A 20,433-nucleotide genomic window follows, 5' to 3' on the forward strand; every position below is an offset into this window, starting at 1 on the left:
CGGGGCCGACCTGGTTCCTTCCCTACGACCCGCCCGGGCTGGCAACAGGCCCGGACGGGGGAGCGCGGCGACGACGCCCGCTGGATCCCGCCGTTGCATGCCGATCGGGCGTGCCACGGAACCAGGGAGCGCCCGGTCGGACCACACATCGGTCCACACCCCCGGGAGCATCCAGTGCTGAGCATCCTGTACCGCGTCCACGGCGACGCCGGCGTCCTCGAGGCCGCCCGCTCCGACGTCCCCGAGCCCGGGCCCGGCGAGGTCCTCGTCGCCGTCGCCGCCTGCGGGCTCAACCACCTCGACGTCCTCCAGCGCCGCGGGCCGGCCCTGATCCCCGGGTTCGAGCTGCCGCACGTGGCCGGCATGGACGTCGCCGGCACGGTCGAGGCGGTCGGACCGGACGTCGATCCGGCCCGGCACCCCGCGGCCCGGACGGGGGCGCGGGTGGTGGTCAACCCCGCCGTCCCCTGCGACGACTGCCCGGCCTGCCGCAGCGGCGCCGACGGGCTCTGCGCCACGGCGCGCGTGGTCGGCGGCAACGTGGCCGGCGGCTACGCCGAGTACGTCGTCGTCCCGGCCGCGAACGTGCACCTCGTCCCCGACGGCGTCGACCTGGTCGAGGCGGCGATCGTGCCGACGGTGTGGATGACGGCCTGGCACGCCCTCGTGGAGGTCGCGGCCGTGGCGGCCGGGGAGACCGTGCTGGTGCACGCCGGCGCCAGCGGGGTGAGCACGGCGGCGATCCAGCTGGCCAAGGCGGCCGGGGCGCGGGTCGTCGCGAGCGTCAGCACCGCGGAGAAGGTCGCCTACGCCGAGGGCCTCGGCGCCGACCTGGTGGTCGACACCTCGCGCACCGACCTCGTCGGCGCCGCCCGCGGCTTCACCGACGGCCGCGGGGTCGACCTCGTCGTCGACCACGTCGGGCCCGCGGTCTGGGACGCGTCGGTCTACAGCATGGCGCCGCGCGGGCGGATGGTCTTCCTCGGCAACACCACCGGCGACCGGACGTCGTTCGACCTGGTCTACGCCTACCACTTCGGGCTGCGCTTCCTCGGCTCGGACCCCTACGACCGGCGCGAGTTCGGGCCGATGCTCGACCGCTACTGGAGCTCGGGGTTCAGCACGCCGGTGGACAGCGAGTTCGCCCTGGCCGAGGCCGCCGACGCGCAGCGGCACATGGAGTCGCGGCGGGCCACCGGCAAGATCGTGCTGCGGCCGTGAGCGGCCCGCCCACGGGTGCGCCCCCGGCCGGGCCCGGCCCGGTCTGGGACGTCGTCAACGGTCTGGCCGCCTTCGGCGCCCTTTCCGCCGCACTGGAGCTCGGGCTGTTCGACGCGCTCGCGGCGGCCGGGCAGCCCGGGCTGGCGCCCGAGGAGCTCGCCGCCGCGGTCTCGGCGTCCGACGCCGGCGCGGTCGAGCTGCTCGCCGAGGTGCTCGTGTCGCTGGGGCTGCTCACCGGGGACGGGCGGGCGGTCGCGCTGACGCCGGTGGCCGAGCACTTCCTGGTGTCGGACTCGCCGGCGTCGATGGCGGCACTCGGCCGGCTCTCGCCCGGTCCGTGGTCGGGCTGGCAGCAGCTCGCGGCGACCGTCCGCACCGGAGCCGTTCCGGCCGGCACCCGCGCCGAGCTGGCCGCCGGATACCCGGACCTGGTCCGGGCCACCGCGCCGACCCAGCGGGCCGTCGCCGCCGGAGTGGCGGCCGCCCTGGCCGGGCGGGAACTGTGGCCGGCCGCCCCCCGCGTCGTCGACCTGGGCTGCGGTTCGGGGGCCTGGCTGGCCGCGCTGCTGGCGGACCGGCCCGGGGCCACTGCGGTCGGCGTGGACCTGCCGGGCGTCCTGCCGGTCGCCCGCGACACGGTCGCGGAGGCCGGCCTGGACCCCCGGGTGTCCCTCCTCGCGGGCGACTACCTCGAGGTGGACCTGCCCGCCGGGGCGGCCGACGTCGTCGTCCTGGCGCACGTGCTCCGCGCCGAGCCGGCCGAGCGGGCCCGCCGGCTGCTGCTGCGCGCGCTCGACCTGCTCGCCCCGGGCGGCGTCGTCGTCGTGGCCGACTACCCGCGCCCGGACCCCGCCGCGGCGCCCGATCCCGACCGGAGCGCCGTCCTCGCGGGGGCCCGGCACGAGCTGCTGCTCTCGCTGACGATGGCCGCCGCCACGGACGGCTCCGGCGTCACCGTCGCCGACCTGCGGGCGTGGGCCGGGGACGGCGGCGCCCGGCTGACCGACGTCCTGCAGCCGGTCCCCCGCCAGTCCGTCTTCCTGATCCGCCCCGTCCCGCCCACCGCGACCGAGACCCAGAGGTGACCATGACCGAGGACCGCACCCCGGCGAGCCGCGAGCGCTGCGACACGCTCCTGCTCGGCGCCCACGTCGTGACGATGGACGACGAGCGGCGGGTGTTCCGCGACGGCGGGATCGCCGTCCGCGACGGCGTGATCGTGGACGTCGGGCAGTCCGCCGACCTCGCCGCCCGCTGGACCAGCGACGACGTCGTGGCCGGCGAGCGCTTCGTCGTGACCCCCGGCCTGATCAACACCCACGTGCACATCACCGGGGAGCCGCTGACCCGTGGCTTCGTGCCCGACGACACGCCGTTCCTGGAGAACGTGTTCGAGTGGCTGACGCCGATCCACACCTTCTACTCCGAGGAGGACGAGCACATCTCCGCGCAGCTGGCCGCGCTGGAGATGCTCAAGTCCGGGACGACGGCCTTCCTCGAGGCGGGCACCGTCCGGTTCATCGACCCCGTCGTCGACGCGCTCGGCGAGATCGGCATCCGCGCGCGCGTCGGCCCCTGGGCCTGGGACCTCGTGCCCGAGCCCGAGGCCCTGCGGATGACGACCGCCGAGGCCGTCGGGCGGATGACCTACGCGATGGACCACTACGGATCGGCCGCCGACGGGCGGGTGCAGGCGTGGCCCATCGTCATCGGGCACACCACGTGCAGCGACGAGCTGTGGCGGACGGCCAAGCGGATGTCGGCCGAGCGCGGCACGGGGATGAGCGCGCACATGTCGCCGGCCCCCATGGACCCCGAGGGCTTCCTCGCCACCTTCGGTCAGCGGCCGATGGTCCACCTCGACGAGATCGGCGTCCTGGGGCCGAACCTGTGCCTCACCCACGCCGTGCACGTGGACGACGCCGAGATCGCCGCCCTGGCCCGGACGGGCACCTCGATCTCGCACTGCCCGACGACGGCGCTGAAGGTCTCCTACGGCGTCACCCAGATCGGCAAGTTCCCCGAGATGGTGGCCGCCGGCGTCAACGTGGCGATCGGCACCGACGGCAACAACGCGTCGAACTACCACGACCTCATGCGGGCCACCTACCTCGTGGCCGGCCTGTTCAAGGACGCCCGCCGGGACGCGACGATCTTCCCGGCCGAGGACGCGTTCGCCATGGCCACCCGCAGTGGCGCCAAGGCGCTCCAGGCCGAGGACCAGCTCGGCTCCCTGGAGGTCGGCAAGCAGGCCGACCTGGTGCTGCACGACACCCACCGGCCGGAGTGGCGGCCGCTGCACAACGTCGCCAACCAGCTGGTCTGGTCCGCCGACGGCCGCGGCGTGCACACGGTCTTCGTCGGTGGCCGGCGGGTGGTCGAGGACTACCGCTGCACCACGATCGACGAGGACGACCTGCTGCGCCGCGCCCAGGCCGCCGGCGAGGGCGTCGTCGCCCGGTCCGGCCTGCCCGACCGGGCCAAGTGGCCCACCTACTGACCGCCCCCACCCACCCCGAGGAGGAACCCTTGTCCACCCTGACCGAGGCCCGCTGGACCCACGTCGCCATCCCCGTGCGCGACATCGACCGGTCCATCGAGTTCTACACGTCCGTCACCCCGCTGGTGCTGGTCCAGCAGAACGCCGACGAGAGCGGCCGCAGCGCCTGGCTGTCCAACCCCGGGCAGGTGCAGACGCCGTTCGTGCTGGTGCTCGGCGAGTTCGTCCCGGAGGTCGGCGCCCGCTTCGGCATCGTCGACGGCAAGCCCGACCCGACGTTCTCGCCCTGGGCGCACATCGGGATCGAGCTGCCCAACCGCTCGGACGTCGACGACGTGGCCGCGAAGGCCCGGGAGCTCGGCCGGCTGCAGTGGGAGCCGACGCAGATGGCCGAGCACATCGGCTACATCTGCGCCGTCCTGGACCCCGACGGCAACGTCCTGGAGTTCTCCCACAACCAGAAGGTCTTCGCGACCATCCAGCAGCTCTGGGGCTGATCCGGCCCGACCGGCGACCCCGCCTGCCCGGCGACCCCGCCCGCCCGTGCGGCGAGCGGGGCCGCCGGCGTGCCCGGGCACCGGTTGCGGGTCGAGCTGGGCCGCCGGCCCTCCCACGCCTCGTCGCGGGTCGAACTCGTGGGTCGCGGGTGCTGCAGGACCGGCAACGCGCGAGGACCACCGGCAACGCACGCGCCCGGACGCCGCGGCCCGGATGTGCCGGCCGGAGCGCCGGGGCGCCTCGCCAGCGGTTCACAGAACGGGATGACATCTCGTAAGTTGAGACGCATGAACACTCGTCGGATCGGATCCCAGCAGGTCGGTGCGGTCGGCCTGGGCGCCATGCACCTCTCGAGCTCGCCGGACCGGCCCGATCCGGAGCGGGCGACCGCGACCGTGCACGCCGCGCTCGACGCCGGGGTGACGCTGATCGACACCGCGGACGTCTACTGCCTCGACGACACCGAGATCGGCCACAACGAGCGGCTCGTGGCCGCGGCGGTGCGGGCCTGGTCCGGGAGCGCGGACGACGTCGTGGTCGCGACCAAGGGCGGCCTCGTGCGCCCGGGCGGCGGCTGGGACTTCCGGGGCACGCCCGAGCACCTGCACGCCGCCGCCCGGGCCAGTGCGCGGGCGCTCGGGGTGGAGGCGATCGGGCTCTACCAGCTGCACTGGCCCGACCCCTCGGTGCCGTACGCGGAGTCGGTGGGCGCCCTCGGCGAGCTCGTCGACGCCGGGATCGTGCGCGCGGTCGGCGTGAGCAACGTGGACGTGGCGAAGCTGGACACGGCCGCGGAGGTGCTGGGCGACCGGCTGGTCAGCGTGCAGAACCCGTACTCCGTCGAGGACCGCTGGGGCGAGGCGATGCTCCGGCGGGCCGACGAGCTCGGGCTCGCGTTCCTGCCGTACACGCCGCTGGCCGGGGTCGGGGGCGACGGGCCGCGGGCGGTGGCCAACCGGTCGGTGGCCGCCGAGCTCGGCGTCTCGCCCCAGCGGGTGGCCCTGGCCTGGCTGCTGGCGCGATCGCCGGCCGTCGTGGTGATCCCCGGGTCCAGCCGGCCGGAGTCCATCCGCGACAGCGCCGCCGCGGCCGGCCTGGAGCTCGCCCCCGAGCATCTCGCGCGGATCACCGGGGCCCCGGCGGCCCCCTCCCGGCCGGTCACCTTCGCCCACTGAGGGCGCCGCCCGTCTCGCTGGATGAAACGTCGTCTCGTATTGCTTGACAAGACGGCGTCTCGCATCGAAGGATCGCTGCCATGGACCTGCTCGCGACGCCGTGGGGCCTGGGGCGCCGCGAGGGCGACGAGGTCGCCGTCCTCGACCTGCCCCACCGCGACGTCGGGGCGCTCGTCGCCGACACCGGGTCGCTGGCCGCGGCGTCCACCGCGACGGTCCTCCGCCGGGTCCCCGTGGCCGAGGCCCTGGCCACCGCCCTGCCGCCGCTGCCGGCGCCCGGGACGGTCTGGGGCGTCGGGCTGAACTACCGCTCCAAGGCGCGCGCGACCGGCCGCGAGATCCCCGCTGAGCCGATCCTGTACGTCTCCGCGGCCTCCTCGGTGGCCGGTCCGAACGGGCTGCTGCCACACCCGTCGGGGGTGACCGACCAGCTCGACGCCGAGGCCGAGATCGCCGTCGTCCTCGGCCGTCGGCTGTACCGCGCGAGCGAGCGCGAGGCGTGGGCCGCCGTCGCCGGCGTCACCGCCGGCAACGACCTGACCGCGCGCGACGTCATGAAGGCCACGGGCACCCCGGCGCTGGCCAAGAGCTTCCCGGGCTGCACCCCGCTCGGCGCGTCCGTGCTGGACGCGCGCACGCTCGCCGACGCCGGCTCGATCGGGGTCCGCGGCTCGGTCAACGGCGTCGTCCACCAGGACGACAGCAGCGCCGACATGATCTGGTCGATCCCCGAACTGCTCGCCCGCATCTCCTGGTACGCCGCCCTCGAGCCCGGGGACGTGTTCCTCAGCGGCACGCCCGCTGGCACCGGCCAGGACCGCGGCCGCTACCTCGTGCCCGGCGACGTCGTCACCGTCGAGGTCGACGGTGTCGCGCCGCTGACCACCACCGTCTCGTCCGCCGCCACGCCGGTCGCCCCGGTCGCGCGGGCGGACGCCCTCCCGGCGCACTGACGCGCCACCCGATCCCGCCGTCCCCGAGCCCCCCGGAGCCCATCGCATGTCCGCACCCGCCGACACCCGCTCGGACGCCGCGAGCGCCGTCCACGACCTGGTCCTGACCGGTGGGCGGGTCCTCGACCCCGCCAACGGCATCGACGGCCGCTACGACGTCGCCGTCACCGACGGCCGGATCAGCGCGGTCGCCCCCTCGATCGAGGGCCCGGCGACCGAGCGCATCGACTGCACCGGCCGGCTCGTGCTGCCCGGCCTGGTCGAGGGCCACACCCACATCTTCGAGCACGTCTCGAAGGTCGGCGCCAACCCGGTCGAGGCGCACCTGCGCCGCGGCGTGGTCGCCGCCGCGGACGCGGGCACGGCCGGGGCCTCGACCTTCGCCGCGTTCAAGAAGTTCGTCGTCGAGCCCAGCGGGATGCGGATCCTCAGCTTCCTCAACGTCTCGGTGCTCGGCCTCATCGACTTCCGCTTCGGCGAGCTCCTCAACCCCGACACCCTGGTGGCAGAGGACGCGCTGCAGGTCGCCGAGGAGAACCCGGAGATCGTCAAGGGCTTCAAGATCCGGCTGTCGGAGGACGTCGTCCCGTCCGACCAGTGGCGCACGCTGCTGGAGAAGTCCCTGGCGATCGGCGAGCAGGCCGGCCTGCCGCTGATGGTGCACATCGGCGAGACCCCCGAGCCGCTGACCGAGGTCCTGCCCTACCTGCGGCCGGGCGACATCATCGCCCACTGCTACACGGGCAAGCCCTACAACATCCTGGTCGACGGCAAGGTCCAGCCGGCCGTCGCCGAGGCCCGCGCCCGCGGTGTGCTGTTCGACTCCGCGCACGGCAAGAGCAACCTCAGCTTCGACGTCGCCCGGCCGGCGATCGCGGAGGGCTTCCTCCCCGACATCGCCTCCTCCGACACGAGCGGCCGCAACTGGCGCGGGCCCGTCTTCGACCTGCTCACCAGCCTCTCGAAGCTGGTCGCCCTCGGGGCGCCGCTGCCGGAGATCATCAAGCGCGCCACCATCGACCCGGCCCGCCTGCTCGGCATCGCCGACGAGGGCTACGGTGCCCTGACGGTCGGCAACCCCGCCCACGTCACGGTGGTCGAGGAGGTCGGCGAGCAGCTGCTGCCCGACGCCGCGGGCAACTCGATCGTCGCCCCGCGCTACGAGCCGGTGACCGTGCTGCACGCGGGCGCGCCGGTGGACATCGTGCCGTGGCGGGGGCTCGGCGCCTGACCGACCCCCTCCCGCGGGAGGGGCCCAGAAGCAGCGACCGACGGAGGCCCACGTGAGCGACGTCCATGCGGTGAGATCGCGGCTGCGTGCCGCGCTCGCCTCCGGCGAGCGGCTCACGGGGGTCTTCGTCAAGCTGCCGTCCCCCGACGTGCTGGCGCTGGCCGCCGCGGCCGGCTTCGACTTCGTCGTGGTCGACCTGGAGCACTCCGCGCTCACCGACGGCGACGCGATCGACCTGCTGCGGTACGCCGACGCGCTCGGCCTGCCCGCGCTCGTCCGGCTCGCGCAGGTGGACGCGCCGCTGGTCAACCGGGTCCTCGAGGCCGGCGCCGTCGGGATCCAGCTGTCGATGCTGTCGTCGGTCGCGCAGCGCGAGCAGTTGCAGGCCGCCGTCGCCTACGGGCCGGTCGGGCGGCGCTCGGTGAGCCTGGCCCACGCCGGTGCCGGGTACGGCGCCGCCGGCCTGACCGGCTACCTGGACGCCGAGCGGGCCGCGCCGCCGCTCCTGGTCGGCCAGATCGAGTGCCGGACCGCCGACCCGCTGGAGCGCGTCGTCAGCGGGCTGGACGTCGCCTTCGTGGGCACCACCGACCTCACCGTGGCGCTCGGGCTGGACCCGGCCGACGCCGCCGCGATCCGGGCGGAGGTCGACGCGGTGGCAGCGGCGGCCCGCGGGGCCGGTGTCGCCTTCGGTGGCTGGGCGCCCCGCCCGGACGCCGCCGACGGGCTGGGCCTGGGGTCGTCCCGCTACCTCGTGGTCGGCTCCGACCTCCAGTTCCTCGGCGCCGCGCTGCGCGCCGCCGCCCCGTCGCCGTCCCCCTCGCCGTCCCCGGAGTCGTGATGAGCAGCGAGCCCACCCCGTCGCGCAACCCCGCTCTCTACGGGCGGGTGGTGAACTGGGACGACATCCCGGCCGAGACCGTCCGGCCGGGCGTGCGGCGCAAGGTCTACAGCACCGACGAGATCATGGTCGCCTGGCACAGCCTGGACGTCGGCATGACGCTGAACCCGCACTCCCACGCCGCCTTCGACCAGCTCGTGCACATCTCCGCGGGGGTGTGCGACTACCACGTGGGCGGCACGCCGCACCGCATGCGGGCGGGCTCGTTCCTGCTGGTGCCGGCGGGCGTCGAGCACTTCGTGGAGCCGCTCGAGGGCCCCTGCGTGAACATCGACTTCTTCGTGCCACCGCGGGCGGACTTCGCCTCCGCGCTCGCCTGGATGACCGCCGGACCCGCCGGAGCCTGAGTTTCCGGCCCGCAGCAGGTGCCCGCCGCAGGCCTGCGGGGAGCGGGGGCCGGTCAGCCGGCGGGCGTCGGGGCCTCGGTGCCGAGGTGGGCGGAGATCTCCTTGGCCGTCTGCACGAGCGCGGCCGCCATGGGGCTGTGCACGTCGGGGTCGATCGAGGCCGTCGTCCCGACGATGCCCACCGCCCCGACCAGGGCCGGCCCCTGGAACACGGGGGCGGCCAGCGTGCGCACGCCGTTCACCGCCGGCACGTTCACCGAGACCCCTGCCGCGCGCACGGCCTCGATCTCGGCGCGCAGCCCGGGGTCGCGCTTGAGCGCCCGGGGCAGACCGGCGACCTCCTCGGGCCGCAGCCAGGCGCAGAAGACCCGGCCCTGCGCCGACTGCACCGGGTCCAGGCGCGAGCCCACCCGGACGCTGATCCGGATCACCCGGTCGGTGTTGTCGACCGAGCGCACCACGATCGGGGACTCGCCGTCCCACACCGAGAGCACGACGGTCTCGTCGACCTGGTGCACCAGCCGCTCCATGAACGGCTCGGCGGCGCTGACGATGGGCAGGCCGGCACGTGCGGCGGCCCCGAGCGTGAGCACCTGCGGGCCGAGGGAGAACAGCGCCGACCGCTCGTCGTAGCGCAGCAGCTTCGCCGCGCGCAGGGCCTTGGTGTAGCGGTGCGCGGTGGCCTTGCTGGCGCCGAGGCGCTGGGTGATCTCGTTGAGGCTGAGGTAGGGCTTGGCCGGGGTGAAGGCGTCGAGGATGAGCGCGGCCCGCTGCACCGTCTGGATCGTGGGGGCAGCGGCGTCGCCGTCGCGTGCCGGGCGGCTGGCAGGCTCGGACACGGGCGTGCTCCTCGGAGGCGTGGGAACAGAGGTGGGGACGGCGTGCCCGTCTCCCGACGTGAGACAGCATCCTGACCTCCGAGACAGGAACGGTCAACGGTGGGCGACGTGGGCGACGCCGCACTACCGCGGGCGGTCGGGCGGTTGACACGCGCGGCGCGGGAGCACATGCTCGATACCGCGATGCGAGACACCGTCTCGCATGTGTTTCACCCGAGTTACCGCGTAGTCGTCGTGCAGCCTCCGCTCCGGCGGGGCAGACGGGAGTCACCGTGACGTCGCCCAGCCTCTCCCCCGACCCGGACGCCGCGCCGCTGGTGGTCCAGGACTGGGAGCGCCTCGCCTTCCGCGTGCATCGCCGCGCGTACCGCGACGACGCCCTGTTCGCCGCGGAGCGCTCGCGGATCTGGGACCGGACCTGGCTCTACCTCGGGCACGAGACCGAGCTGCCGAACCCGAACGACTACAAGGTCCGCGCGCTGGGCGGCCGCCCGCTGATCTTCACCCGCGACTCCACCGGCGAGCTGCACGCGTTCCTCAACAGCTGCCCGCACCGCGGAACGGTCCTCTGCCGCGAGACGCAGGGCTCCAGCAAGCACTTCAACTGCTTCTACCACGCGTGGGCGTTCCACAACACGGGCGAGGTGGCCGCCATCCCGGACCCCTCCGCCTACGCCGACGAGGAGTACAAGGCCAGCATGCGGCTGCGCGAGGTCGCGCGGCTGGAGGTGTTCGAGGGCTTCGTCTTCGTCTCCTTCACCGACGACGTCCCCCCGCTGCTGGACCACCTCGGGGCCGCCGCCGACTACATCCGCATGATCGGCGAGCAGCACGTCGCCGGCATGGAGGTCCTGCCCGGCACGCAGCTCTACAGCGTGCGCGGCAACTGGAAGCTCGCCGTCGAGAACGCGATGGACGGCTACCACTTCTCCCCGACGCACAACACGTTCGTGGGCTACCTGCGCGAGAGCGGCTTCGCCGTCACCGACGACGACCAGTACGCCTACAACCTCGGCAACGGCCACTCGCTGCTCATCCTCACCGGCCACGGCGGGCGGATCAGCATGCTGTGGGAGCCGCGCTTCGGCGAGGACGAGCGGGTCCGCACCGCCGAGCACCGCCGCGAGATGGAGCTGCGACTGGGCTCCGAGCGCGCGCACCTGGTGGCCGACGAGAGCCACATCCTGTTCGTGTTCCCCAACCTGCTGCTGTTCGACCTCGAGGGCCTGTCGCTCCGTCAGCTGGAGCCGGTCGCTCCGGGCAACACCGACGTCCGGGCCTGGCAGCTGGCCCCCCGCGGCGAGGACCCCGCCGTCCGCGACCTGCGGATGCGCACGATGGTCAGCTTCGTCGGCCCCGGCGGCCTGGCCACGCCGGACGACATCGAGGCCTACGAGGCCGTGCAGCGCGGCATCGAGGCCACCGCCGGGAACGGCCGCGCCGAGCTGGACTACAGCGACATGTCCCGCGGGATGGCCGCCGACGCCGCCGGCGAGCGCGGCCGCTCCACCGACGAGGGCGCCATGCGCGGCTTCTGGCGGCACTGGGTGCGCTCGGTCGGCGCCGGCGGGCCGGTGGACATCGGCACGCCCCCGCCGCCGCGGCCCGAGCCCACCCCGCTGCCGAGCAGCCGCCCGCACGGGCTCGACGAGATCCTGGCCGGCACCGAGACCCCCGCGGGTCAGGAGGAGGTGGCGGCGCGATGACCGCCCTGGACGCCGAGCTCGGCGCCGCGGTGCGCGGCTCCGACCGCGCGGTGACCCGCGCCGAGGTCGAGGACTTCCTCTTCGCCGAGGCCGCGCTGCTGGACCGCCAGCGCTACGACGAGTGGCTGGCGCTGTTCGTCGAGGGCGGCCGCTACGAGGTGCCGACCACCGACGCCGGCGCCACCCCGGCCAGCCAGGGCGGCTACTTCGTCTGCGACGACTGGGACCTGCTCCGCGCCCGGGTGAAGCGGCTGCGCAGCCGCAAGGCGCACGCGGAGAACCCGCCGTCCCTGGTGCACCGGATGATCGCCAACGTGCGCCTGCTGGAGCGCGAGGGCGACGAGCTCGCCGTCACGGCGAACTTCATCGTGCACCGGGCCCGCGACGGCCGGACCAACGCCTTTCCCGGCCGCTACGTCCACCGCCTCCAGGTGACCGACGACGGGCTGCGCTTCCGGCTGCGCCGCGCGGAGCTCGCGCTGGAGCAGCTCGAGGCCGGCGCCCGGCTCTCCTTCATCCTGTGAGAGGTCCCCGATGATCCGGCACACCGTGGCGTTCCGGTTCCGGCCCGAGGTCGACCGCACGACGGTCGACGCCCTGCTCGCGGAGCTCGACACGTTCCCCGCCCACTACCCGGCGATGCAGCGCTGGTCGTCGGGGGAGAACCGCAGCACCCGCGACGACCGGTTCACGCACGCGTTCTCCGTCGAATTCGACACCGAGGCGGAGCTCGCCGCCTACCTGTCCAGCGAACGGCACGAGCGCTTCGTCGCCGAGGTCTGGCGCCCCGTCGTCGCCGAACGGGCCATCGTCAGCTACGAGTACACGCCCAGCGCAGGAGACCCCATGCCGCAGCCCGCCCGCCAGCACGGCCCCTTCGGCCTGGAGTACGCGCGCATCGAGGTGCCCGACCTCGAGGAGACGATCGAGTTCCTCGTCTACCACGTGGGCCTGCAGCTCGAGCAGCACACCGCCGACCGCGCCTACCTGCGGTCGGACATCGAGCACCACTGCGTCGAGCTCATCGCCGCGCCGCACCGCGAGGTCGGGCACACCGTGGCGGTCGGCTACAGCGTGGAGGACGCCGAGGTGCTGGGCCGGCTGCAGAAGCGGGTCGTCGACGCCGGCCTCGAGGTGCTGGAGCTCGAGGAGCGCCAGCGGAGCCTGTGCGACGAGGGCTTCGCCGTGCGCGACCCCGACGGGCTGGTCGTGGAGCTGTTCACCGAGTTCCACGAGTACGCCGAGCCGCCGCACGTCGAGCTCCGCCCGGTCGACCTCGTGCACCCGTTCCTCATCACCGAGCGGTACGAGGAGATGGTCGCCTTCTACCAGGGCGTGCTGGGCTTCATCCCGAGCGACCACGTGGTCGGGTCGACGACGTTCTTCCGCTGCGAGGACCGCTACCACCACAGCCTGGCCATCTCGCGCAGCCGCGGGGAGGGCTCCTTCGTCGGCCACCTCTGCTTCGCGATGAAGAGCCTCGACCACGTCATGCGGATGCGGGCGCGGGCGCTGTACAAGGACCGGCCGATCGTGTCGGACATGGTCAACCACTCGGCCTCGACGTCGATCGCGTTCTACATGCACGACCCGAGGTTCGGGCCGCGCTACGAGCTGTGCGACCGGCACCGGGTGTTCACGCCCGAGGAGCACGAGACCCACCGCGCCCGGAAGATGACCGCCGACCCGCGCAACATCGACGTGTGGCGGCCGGCGAGCGACGACTGGGGCCGTTTCTGACCCCCGGCGTGCCGACGTCCGCGGGTGGCGGCGGGGACCTGGTCCTCGCCGCCCTCGGCGTGCTCGCGGCGACTCCGGCCCCGCACGGCGCCGAGCGGCCGGCCGCCGAGGCGCTCGCGGCCTGGGGTCGCGCGGCGCTCCCGGGCCTGGACTGGTCCGTCACGCCCGTGGGGGAGGCCGGGGCCAACGTGGTCGTCACCGTGCCGGGGGACGGCGCCCCGGCGCTGCTGCTGGCCACTCACCTGGACACATCGCTGTCCGGGCTGCCCGCGGACGACGCGCCGATCACGGGCCGGTCCGACGATCCGGGGCCGCTGCACATCGACGGGGACGAGGTGAGCGGGCCCGGGCTCGGCGTGGCCCGCGGACCGGCCGCGGCGGCGCTGGCGGGGATCGCGCTGGCCGCCGAGCGGCTGGCCGGCGTCCCGCACCGGCCGCTGCAGCTGCTGCTCGCCGGCTCCGGCACGCACCGCAGCGCCCTCCCCTCCGCCGTACCCGCCGGCCCGGTGCGCCCCTCCTCCGGCGCCGGCGCGCTGGCCCACCTGGCCACCCAGCCGCGCCCGGACGCCGTCCTCGTGGCCAAGGGAGGTCCGGCCGCGGTGCTGCGCGCCGAGCCGGGTGCGGGCTACCTGGAGCTCACGGTCACCGGCCGGATGGGGGCCGCGCTGGCCCCGGCGTCGGCCGATCCGATCGGCGGGGTGCTCGTGCACGCGGGAACGGTGCTCGAGGCGGTCGGCCGGTGGCGGGTGGCGTTCCGCACGGCCCGCGGTGGCCGGCCCGACGGTCTCGGCGGCGAGCTGGGCCTCGGGGCGCTGTCCGGGGGGCGGCCGGACAAGCCGGACCTGCTGCCCGCGACCCTCGTCCTGCGGCTGTACGCGGTCACGGTGCCCGGTGACGACCTGGCCGCCCTCGCCGGTGAGCTCGCCGCGGCGGTGCGCGCGGACCTGGCGCGAACGCCCCTGGCCGGCTGCGCCGTCGAGGTGGTGGCCGAGCCGCTGCACCCGGCCGGGGTCACGCCGGCCGACGCGCCCGTCGTGCGCGCCGCGGAGGCCGCGTGGCGGCGGCACCGGCCCGAGCCGCCGGTCGCCGTCGAGAGCTGGACGGGCTCGACCGACGGCGTCGTCTTCCGGGCGGCGGGCCTGGACACCGCCCGCTGCGGCCCGGCGGCCTCGCCGGACCCCGCCGATCCGCGCCGCGACCGGCTGTCGCTGGCCGACCTGCGCTCGTTCGCCGCCCTCTACGCCGACGTCGCGGTCACCCTCGCCACCCCGCAGGCATAGGAGGCTTTTCCCTGGGTCCGGGGCGCCGGAACAGGGGGAGAGCTTCCTATGCCTCGGCCGTGAGGGGCCGGGCCGCCGGCGTCGTGCCCAGCGCCGCCTGCACGTCGCGGTTGGCCGGCAGCGCGCCACGGGCGCCGGCGCCGGTCGTCGACAGGGCGGCGGCGGTCACCGCGTAGCGGACCGCGTCCGGCAGCGACTGCCCGCGGGAGAGCGCCTGGCACAGCGCCCCGCAGAAGCAGTCACCGGCGCCGGTGGTGTCCACGGGGGTCGTGGGCGGCGGGGGCTGGAGCAGCGCCGGCCCGCCGTCGGAGGGGACGACGACGGCGCCGCGCGCGCCGAGGGTCACCACGACAGCGGTCCGCCTGCCGGCGAGGCCGCGGGCCAGATCGGCGGTCTCGGCCGGCGACCGCTCGGTGTCCGGGACGCCGGCAAGCGCGGCGAGCTCGTGCTCGTTGGGCACGAGGACGTCGATCCGCTCCAGCAGCTCCGCGGGCAGCGGCGCCGGCGGGGCGGGGTTGAGCACCACGATGCCGCCGGCGACCCCCGCGGCAGCGGTCACGGTCGCCATCGGCACCTCGAGCTGGAGCAGCAGGACGTCGGCGCGGTGCACGGGCGCGACGTCGACGTCCTCGGGGGTGAGCGCCGCGTTGGCGCCCGGGACGACGACGATCAGGTTCTCCCCGCTGCCGCTCTCCACCGGGATGGTCGCGGAGCCGGTGGGCACCCCCGCCGTGCGGTGCACGCGGCTCACGTTGACCCGGCACTCGGCGAGCGCCGCCTGCATGCGCGCGCCGGCGGGGTCGTCGCCCACCCGGCCGATCATGTGCACGCCCGGGCCGAGCCGGCCGGCGGCGGCGGCCTGGTTGGCGCCCTTGCCGCCGGGCGCGGTGGCCGACGTGGAGCCGATGACGGTCTCCCCGCGGCCGGGGAGGCGGTCGACGGTGATGAGCACGTCCTCGTTGAGGCTGCCGACGACGGTGACGGACACGGAGCTGGCCTCCTGGGCTCGGACGGACTGGGGACCTCGGTCAGGGCCATCCTCCAGGGGCCCGCGCCGAGCGGGCGAGGCGCGGGGGGAAGGACGGTCCCTTCTCACAGCCCCCAGGTCAGGTCCGGGGCGGCGGCGTTCGCGATGTGGGAGATGCGCTCCACGTCCTCGCTGCCGCTGCGGTTGCCGTCACGGCCCTGGACGACGGAGTTCTTGCCGAAGCCCTCGACCAGCGGCCGGCCCACGTCGCGCCGGAGCCACAGCCGCAGCAGGTGACGGCGGCGCTCCACCTCGGGGAAGTCCTCGTAGGAGGTCCGCGAGTGCAGCGCGGCGTAGTTCAGCAGCCACTGGACGTCGCCGGGCTGGAAGTCCATGTCGATGGGCAGCCCCTCCGACTGCGACACCTCGTCGTAGAGGGCGAGCACCTCCCGCTGCGCCTCGGTCAGCCGCGGCACGTCGGGGAAGCGCTGCGCGGACTCGATCATCGAGCTGCCGGCGTAGCTGGAGAAGACGCCGTCCACCCAGCTGCAGATGGGGGAGGTGTACCAGTCGGCCGGGGCGTCCTTGTCCTGCGCCTTCCAGTCCCAGTGCCAGGTGTCGAACAGCAGCGGCGCGAGGTCGGGGCGGCGCCGCAGGACCTCGTTGTAGATCGTCGCGCCGCTGACCAGGCTGCTCGAGCCCCCGGACCGCGCGGCGCGCAGGCACATGAGGGCGACGACGTCGGAGCTGTCGGAGTGGAACGGCAGCCGGTCGCGCACGCGGGAGGGCAGCGCGCCGTCGGCCATCGTGAGGTTCGAGGTGGCGATGACGTGGTCGAGCAGGTCGCCGACCTCGTTCTGCTTCATCGGCACGCCCAGGTGCAGGCCCAGGACGAAGAAGATCGCGCTGGCCAGGACGTCGCCGTACTCCTCGGTGCGCAGGCCCCGGACCAGGATGAAGCCGCGGCCGCTGTCCAGCTGCCGGCCGACCTCCTCCAGGTGGGCGGCGTTGGCCGGGACGGGGTACTGCTCGGCGGTCACCGCGCGCAGGTCGGGGTCGTCGGCGACGAACCGACGCCCCACCTCCTCGAGCTCGGTGCGCTCGGCGTCGGAGAGCTCGTAGATCCACTCGGTGCCCTGGGAGAGGACGTCGCCGCGCCAGGCGGCGGGTCCCTCGACCGGGGAGAGCGAGACAGTGCTGGTCATGGGGGGTTCCTCCACGGGACGGACGTGCGGGCGGCGGGCGCGGGATGCGGCACGGGCCCGCGGACGTGGGGACGTCGGCGGGCTCGGAGGCGGGAGGTCAGAAGGGGACCTGGACGGCCCCGGCGGCGGTGCCGGGGCGCATGCTCGGACGCAGGGACGGGGCGGGCGGGCCGGCTGCGGTCACGGTCTGCCTCCCTGGATCTGCTGCGCGAGCGGTGCCGACGACGCTAGGGCACGCCCGCACGGAGCGTCAAGAGAGACGACGTCCCGCAATGCGAGATCACAAGACGAGCTCGTCGCCGTCGTCGACCAGGGCCGCGGGCGCGCCTGGAGGGTGGGGACGGCGGGCCCACAGCGGCAGCGCGTACCAGGTGACCGCCCCGGTCAGCAGCACCAGCCCGCCACCGGCGAAGGCAGCACCTCGGCCGAGGACGACGTCGAGGACGAGCAGCGTGCCGCAGCTGATCGCGACCACCAGCATCGCCAGGCCCGCCCGGAGCATCACGTCGGCGACGTGGATCAGCGCTCCCTTCTGCCGCCGCCGGAACACCAGCCGGTGGAAGGAGACCGGGGCGATGAGCAGCACGGTCGCCAGCGCCGTGGCCATCAGCGTCACCGTGTAGACGGTCACGCCGAAACCGTCGATCTCCGCGAAGCGCTGGGTGAACGCCAGCCCGAGGAGGAAGGCGAACAGCACCTGGACGCCGGTGATCGCCACCCGCAGCTCCTGCAGGAGCTCGGCCAGGTTGCGGTCCAGGAGCTGGTCGAGCGTCTCACCGCGGGCGTCGGCGCTGCGGCGCGCCGCCGACCCGTCGAAACGGCCGGGCGGCGGGTCCTCCATCCCGTCCACCCTGCCGGATCCGGGCCGACCCCGCCGTTCCCGGCCCCGGCGCCCCGGGTAGGGGGCGCTGCGACGACGACCCGGGAGGACGCATGACCGAGGACAGGGACACCATCCGCCGCGAGTTCGGCGAGGCGGTGAACATGACCGCCGGGGAACTGGAGCGGTGGCTGCGGAGCGACGAGTCGCGGTCGGTCGGGCAGAAGGGGGGCGGCTCGGGGGAGTCCACCGGGCACGAGTCGGGCCGCCGGATCGTGGAACTGCTGCGCACGTCGAAGGCCGACCTGACCGACGACGACCTCGCGCACATGCGGAAGGTGCACGGCTACGTGCAGCGACATCTCGCGCAGGAACCCACGAAGGAGGACGTGGAGTCCTCGAGGTGGCGGTACTCGCTGATGAACTGGGGTCACGACCCGCTGAAGAAGAGGTAGGCCCCGATGCGGCGAGACGATCCCCGGCGCAACGACCTGGCGCAGTACGACGAGCTCGCCGACCAGTGGTGGGAGCCGGCCGGCGGGTTCGCCATGCTGCACTGGCTGGCCGCCGCCCGTGCCGAGCGCATCCCACCGGCGGTCGAGCCGGGCGCGGTGCTCGTCGACCTGGCCTGCGGGGGTGGGCTCATGGCCCCGCACGCGGCGCGGCTCGGATACCGGCACGTGGGGGTCGACCTCAACCTCGCCGGCCTGCGGACCGCGCGGGAGCACGGGGTGCTCCCGGTGCGCGCCTCGGTGCTGGCGGTGCCGCTCGCCGACGCGTGCACGGACGTGGTGGTCGCCGGGGAGGTGCTCGAGCACGTCGAGGACGACGTCGCGGTCCTCGCCGAGTGCGCCCGCCTGCTGCGCCCCGGAGGCACGCTGGTGATCGACGCGATCGCCGACACCCGGCTGGCCGGCTGGGTCGCCGTCGACCTGTTCGAGCGGATCCCCGGGGGGCCGCCACCCGGCATCCACGATCCGGCGCTGTTCGTCGACCGGCGCCGGCTGCTGGCGGCCGCGGACCGGCTCGGCCTGGACCTGCGGCTGGTCGGGCTGCGCCCGTCGGTGCGCGACCTGGTGGCGTGGCGGAGGGGGCGGCGGGACGGCGTGCGGATGCGGCGGATCCCGCTGACGTCGGTGCTCTTCGCCGGCTACGGGGTGAAGCGCCCACCCGGGCCGGATGCGCACGACCCGGTGAGGCGGCACGGATCGTCGTCCGCGCTTACCGTCGAGAGATGAGCGACCCGCTGAGCAGCACGGACGTCCCGGGAACGCGGCGGTGACCGCGGTCGTCACCGGCTCGGGGTCCGCGCTCCCCGCGTCGCTGGATCAGCAGGCCGCCTGGGACGGGTTCTTCGCCCGGCACTACGAGGGCGTCCGGGCCGCCGGGCGCATCTTCGCCGGCGCCGGGGTGCGCACCCGGCACGCGGTCGCGAACCCCCTGGACGAGGACCTCAGCGGCTGGAGCACCGGGGCGCGGATGGAGCGGTACGTGCAGGAGGCCCCGCCGCTGGGCAAGCAGGCGGTCGCCGGCGCGCTGGACAGCGCCGGGCTGGCTCCCGGGGACGTCGGCCTGTTCGCCGTCGCCACGTGCACCGGGTACGCCACGCCGGGGCTGGACATCCGGCTGGCCGCCGACCTCGGGATGCCGCCGGGGCTGCAGCGGCTGCTGATCGGGCACATGGGCTGCTACGCGGCACTGCCGGGGCTCGCCGCGGTCGGCGACTTCGTGACCGCGCGGGGGCGGCCGGCCGTGCTGCTGTGCTGCGAGCTGACCAGCCTGCACGTGCAGCCGGCGCAGCGGGACCTCCAGCAGGTGGTCGCCCACGCGCTGTTCTCCGACGCCGCCGCGGCGGTCGTCGTGCAGCCCGGCGCCGGCACGGGCCGCCGGCTGGCGGGCGTGGTCGCCCGGACGGACAGCTCGACCGCCGACCTCATGACCTGGGACGTCACCGACCTCGGCTTCCGGATGGGCCTCTCCCCGCGGGTGCCGGACGTGCTCTCCCGGCACGTGGGCGAGGTGGTCGACGAGCTGCTCGCCGCGGCCGGCCTGCGGATCGGGGACGTCGCCGGCTGGGCGGTGCACCCCGGGGGCCCGCGCATCCTCGACGTGGTCCGCGACGAGCTCGGCCTGGCCGAGGAGCAGCTGGCTGCGTCCCGCCGGGTGCTGGCCGAGCACGGCAACTGCTCCTCGGCGACCGTGCTGCTGGTCCTCGACGAGCTGGCCGACGTGGACGGTCCCGTCGTCGTGATGGCCTTCGGCCCCGGGCTGACGCTGTACGCGGCGCTGCTGCTGCCCGCTGGATGAGGAGGGCGCGCCGACGTGTGCGCCCGACCTGCCGGTACTACTCTGCGTGACACGCATCTGTGATGCGCCTCACATGGAGAGGCGGTGGGCGTGCCCGGCAGAGTGCCGACCGTGCGGGTCTTCCTCGTCGACGACCACGAGGTGGTCCGGCGCGGCGTCGCGGAGGTGCTGGAGGACGACCCCGGCATCACCGTCGTCGGCGAGGCGGGCTCGGTGGCCGAAGCGCTGGCCCGGGTGCCCGCCGTCCGGCCGGACGTCACGGTCGTCGACATGCGCCTGCCCGACGGCGACGGCGCCGAGGTCTGCCGGCGGCTGCGCGAGCGCGTTCCCGGGCTGCGCTGCCTGGTGCTGACCAGCTACGCGGACGCCGAGGCGGTGGCCGCGGCGACCGCCGCCGGCGCCTCGGGCTACGTGCTCAAGCAGGTGCGCGGGGCGGCGCTCGTCCACGCCGTCCGGACCGTCGCCGCCGGCGGGACGCACTACGGCGTCGCGCCGCCGCCCATGGCGCCGCCGCGGCCGCGCGACTCCGACCGCGCCCGCCGGCTGGCCACGCTCACCGAGCAGGAGCGCAGCGTGCTGCGGCTGATCGGGGAGGGGCTGACGAACCGCCAGATCGGCGAGCGCATGGGCCTGGCCGAGAAGACGGTCAAGAACTACACCAGCCACCTGCTCGCCAAGCTCAACCTCGAGCGGCGGACGCAGGCGGCGATCCTCGCCACGGAGCTGCGCGAGCACTGACGCCG

21 protein-coding genes are annotated in these 20,433 nt (G+C 75.0%); 17 read left to right on the top strand and 4 right to left on the bottom strand.

Features of this window, described 5'->3' with window-relative positions:
- Positions 1 to 174: 174 nt before the first annotated feature.
- The 9 genes from BMY88_RS14020 to BMY88_RS14060 all read left to right on the top strand — a co-directional run bounded on the left by BMY88_RS14020 (position 175) and on the right by BMY88_RS14060 (position 8,826).
- Entirely contained in the window at positions 175 to 1,221 is a 1,047-nt protein-coding gene (locus BMY88_RS14020) for a zinc-binding dehydrogenase (RefSeq protein WP_211435651.1), read from the top strand.
- Entirely contained in the window at positions 1,218 to 2,306 is a 1,089-nt protein-coding gene (locus tag BMY88_RS14025; protein ID WP_091944388.1) for a class I SAM-dependent methyltransferase, read from the top strand. The genes BMY88_RS14020 and BMY88_RS14025 overlap by 4 nt, the downstream gene beginning before the upstream one ends.
- A gap of 2 nt (positions 2,307 to 2,308) precedes the next feature.
- A complete protein-coding gene (locus BMY88_RS14030; protein WP_091944391.1) occupies positions 2,309 to 3,721 on the top strand; it encodes an amidohydrolase family protein in 1,413 nt (470 codons plus the stop codon).
- 29 nt (positions 3,722 to 3,750) lie between these two features.
- Entirely contained in the window at positions 3,751 to 4,218 is a 468-nt protein-coding gene (locus BMY88_RS14035) for a VOC family protein (protein ID WP_211435652.1), read from the top strand.
- Positions 4,219 to 4,506: 288 nt separating this feature from the next.
- The gene (locus tag BMY88_RS14040) at positions 4,507 to 5,394 is read left to right on the top strand and encodes an aldo/keto reductase (RefSeq protein WP_091944394.1); all 888 of its coding nucleotides are present in this window, start codon (positions 4,507 to 4,509) and stop codon (positions 5,392 to 5,394) included.
- A gap of 80 nt (positions 5,395 to 5,474) precedes the next feature.
- Positions 5,475 to 6,347 (top strand): fumarylacetoacetate hydrolase family protein, encoded by an 873-nt coding sequence (locus BMY88_RS14045; protein WP_091944397.1) that lies wholly within the window; start codon positions 5,475 to 5,477, stop codon positions 6,345 to 6,347.
- A 46-nt stretch (positions 6,348 to 6,393) separates the two neighbouring features.
- Positions 6,394 to 7,578 (top strand): hypothetical protein, encoded by a 1,185-nt coding sequence (locus BMY88_RS14050; RefSeq protein ID WP_091944400.1) that lies wholly within the window; start codon positions 6,394 to 6,396, stop codon positions 7,576 to 7,578.
- Between the two features lie 52 nt (positions 7,579 to 7,630).
- Positions 7,631 to 8,419 carry an aldolase/citrate lyase family protein gene (locus BMY88_RS14055; protein ID WP_091944403.1) on the top strand — a complete coding sequence of 263 codons (789 nt, stop codon included), beginning with the start codon at positions 7,631 to 7,633 and terminating at the stop codon, positions 8,417 to 8,419.
- Positions 8,419 to 8,826, top strand: a complete 408-nt coding sequence (locus tag BMY88_RS14060) for an AraC family ligand binding domain-containing protein (protein ID WP_091944407.1) — start codon at positions 8,419 to 8,421, stop codon at positions 8,824 to 8,826. The genes BMY88_RS14055 and BMY88_RS14060 overlap by 1 nt, the downstream gene beginning before the upstream one ends.
- Positions 8,827 to 8,879: 53 nt before the next feature.
- Here BMY88_RS14060 and BMY88_RS14065 read toward each other — a convergent pair whose 3' ends face one another.
- A complete protein-coding gene (locus BMY88_RS14065) occupies positions 8,880 to 9,665 on the bottom strand; it encodes an IclR family transcriptional regulator (RefSeq protein ID WP_091944410.1) in 786 nt (261 codons plus the stop codon).
- Positions 9,666 to 9,937: 272 nt separating this feature from the next.
- On the opposite strand from BMY88_RS14065, the gene BMY88_RS14070 reads away from it, so the two are divergent.
- From BMY88_RS14070 to BMY88_RS14085, 4 genes are read left to right on the top strand one after another with little or no spacing between them, the layout of a single operon-like run.
- Positions 9,938 to 11,371, top strand: coding sequence for an aromatic ring-hydroxylating oxygenase subunit alpha (locus BMY88_RS14070; protein WP_091944413.1), 1,434 nt, complete (start codon positions 9,938 to 9,940; stop codon positions 11,369 to 11,371).
- Positions 11,368 to 11,895 carry an aromatic-ring-hydroxylating dioxygenase subunit beta gene (locus tag BMY88_RS14075; protein ID WP_091944416.1) on the top strand — a complete coding sequence of 176 codons (528 nt, stop codon included), beginning with the start codon at positions 11,368 to 11,370 and terminating at the stop codon, positions 11,893 to 11,895. The genes BMY88_RS14070 and BMY88_RS14075 overlap by 4 nt, the downstream gene beginning before the upstream one ends.
- Positions 11,896 to 11,905: 10 nt before the next feature.
- Positions 11,906 to 13,111 carry a Dabb family protein gene (locus BMY88_RS14080; RefSeq protein WP_091944419.1) on the top strand — a complete coding sequence of 402 codons (1,206 nt, stop codon included), beginning with the start codon at positions 11,906 to 11,908 and terminating at the stop codon, positions 13,109 to 13,111.
- An 8-nt stretch (positions 13,112 to 13,119) separates the two neighbouring features.
- Positions 13,120 to 14,391, top strand: coding sequence for a zinc-binding metallopeptidase family protein (locus BMY88_RS14085; RefSeq protein WP_091944422.1), 1,272 nt, complete (start codon positions 13,120 to 13,122; stop codon positions 14,389 to 14,391).
- 46 nt (positions 14,392 to 14,437) lie between these two features.
- Here the strand turns inward: BMY88_RS14085 and BMY88_RS14090 are convergent, their stop codons facing one another.
- The 3 genes from BMY88_RS14090 to BMY88_RS14100 all read right to left on the bottom strand — a co-directional run bounded on the left by BMY88_RS14090 (position 14,438) and on the right by BMY88_RS14100 (position 17,404).
- Positions 14,438 to 15,379: a ribokinase gene (locus BMY88_RS14090; RefSeq protein ID WP_091944425.1), complete on the bottom strand. Its 942-nt coding sequence runs from the start codon at positions 15,377 to 15,379 to the stop codon at positions 14,438 to 14,440.
- Positions 15,380 to 15,483: 104 nt separating this feature from the next.
- Positions 15,484 to 16,563, bottom strand: a complete 1,080-nt coding sequence (locus BMY88_RS14095; RefSeq protein ID WP_091944428.1) for a TauD/TfdA family dioxygenase — start codon at positions 16,561 to 16,563, stop codon at positions 15,484 to 15,486.
- A 280-nt stretch (positions 16,564 to 16,843) separates the two neighbouring features.
- On the bottom strand, positions 16,844 to 17,404 hold the full coding sequence (locus tag BMY88_RS14100; protein ID WP_091944748.1) for a DUF6328 family protein: 561 nt from the start codon (positions 17,402 to 17,404) through the stop codon (positions 16,844 to 16,846).
- 92 nt (positions 17,405 to 17,496) lie between these two features.
- Here BMY88_RS14100 and BMY88_RS14105 point away from each other — a divergent pair, with 92 nt between their 5' ends.
- From BMY88_RS14105 to BMY88_RS14120, 4 genes are all read left to right on the top strand, one after another.
- A complete protein-coding gene (locus BMY88_RS14105) occupies positions 17,497 to 17,838 on the top strand; it encodes a DUF3140 domain-containing protein (protein WP_091944431.1) in 342 nt (113 codons plus the stop codon).
- Positions 17,839 to 17,844: 6 nt separating this feature from the next.
- Positions 17,845 to 18,621, top strand: coding sequence for a methyltransferase domain-containing protein (locus BMY88_RS14110; RefSeq protein WP_091944435.1), 777 nt, complete (start codon positions 17,845 to 17,847; stop codon positions 18,619 to 18,621).
- 40 nt (positions 18,622 to 18,661) lie between these two features.
- Complete coding sequence (locus BMY88_RS14115) at positions 18,662 to 19,690, top strand: type III polyketide synthase (RefSeq protein ID WP_091944438.1); 1,029 nt, start codon at positions 18,662 to 18,664, stop codon at positions 19,688 to 19,690.
- A gap of 90 nt (positions 19,691 to 19,780) precedes the next feature.
- Complete coding sequence (locus BMY88_RS14120; RefSeq protein ID WP_091944751.1) at positions 19,781 to 20,428, top strand: response regulator transcription factor; 648 nt, start codon at positions 19,781 to 19,783, stop codon at positions 20,426 to 20,428.
- Positions 20,429 to 20,433 lie beyond the last annotated feature (5 nt).

The organism is Trujillonella endophytica (genome assembly GCF_900110555.1).
Taxonomy (GTDB): domain Bacteria; phylum Actinomycetota; class Actinomycetes; order Mycobacteriales; family Geodermatophilaceae; genus Trujillonella; species Trujillonella endophytica.

Excerpts from the sequence above, each read along its gene's own strand:
- BMY88_RS14110 (WP_091944435.1), top strand. The coding sequence starts at position 17,845 with ATGCGGCGAGACGATCCCCGGCGCAACGACCTGGCGCAGTACGACGAG.
- BMY88_RS14075 (WP_091944416.1), top strand. The coding sequence starts at position 11,368 with ATGACCGCCCTGGACGCCGAGCTCGGCGCCGCGGTGCGCGGCTCCGAC.
- BMY88_RS14080 (WP_091944419.1), top strand. The coding sequence starts at position 11,906 with ATGATCCGGCACACCGTGGCGTTCCGGTTCCGGCCCGAGGTCGACCGC.
- BMY88_RS14040 (WP_091944394.1), top strand. The coding sequence starts at position 4,507 with ATGAACACTCGTCGGATCGGATCCCAGCAGGTCGGTGCGGTCGGCCTG.
- BMY88_RS14095 (WP_091944428.1), bottom strand. The coding sequence starts at position 16,563 with ATGACCAGCACTGTCTCGCTCTCCCCGGTCGAGGGACCCGCCGCCTGG.
- BMY88_RS14100 (WP_091944748.1), bottom strand. The coding sequence starts at position 17,404 with ATGGAGGACCCGCCGCCCGGCCGTTTCGACGGGTCGGCGGCGCGCCGC.
- BMY88_RS14050 (WP_091944400.1), top strand. The coding sequence starts at position 6,394 with ATGTCCGCACCCGCCGACACCCGCTCGGACGCCGCGAGCGCCGTCCAC.
- BMY88_RS14030 (WP_091944391.1), top strand. The coding sequence starts at position 2,309 with ATGACCGAGGACCGCACCCCGGCGAGCCGCGAGCGCTGCGACACGCTC.
- BMY88_RS14060 (WP_091944407.1), top strand. The coding sequence starts at position 8,419 with ATGAGCAGCGAGCCCACCCCGTCGCGCAACCCCGCTCTCTACGGGCGG.
- BMY88_RS14045 (WP_091944397.1), top strand. The coding sequence starts at position 5,475 with ATGGACCTGCTCGCGACGCCGTGGGGCCTGGGGCGCCGCGAGGGCGAC.
- BMY88_RS14105 (WP_091944431.1), top strand. The coding sequence starts at position 17,497 with ATGACCGAGGACAGGGACACCATCCGCCGCGAGTTCGGCGAGGCGGTG.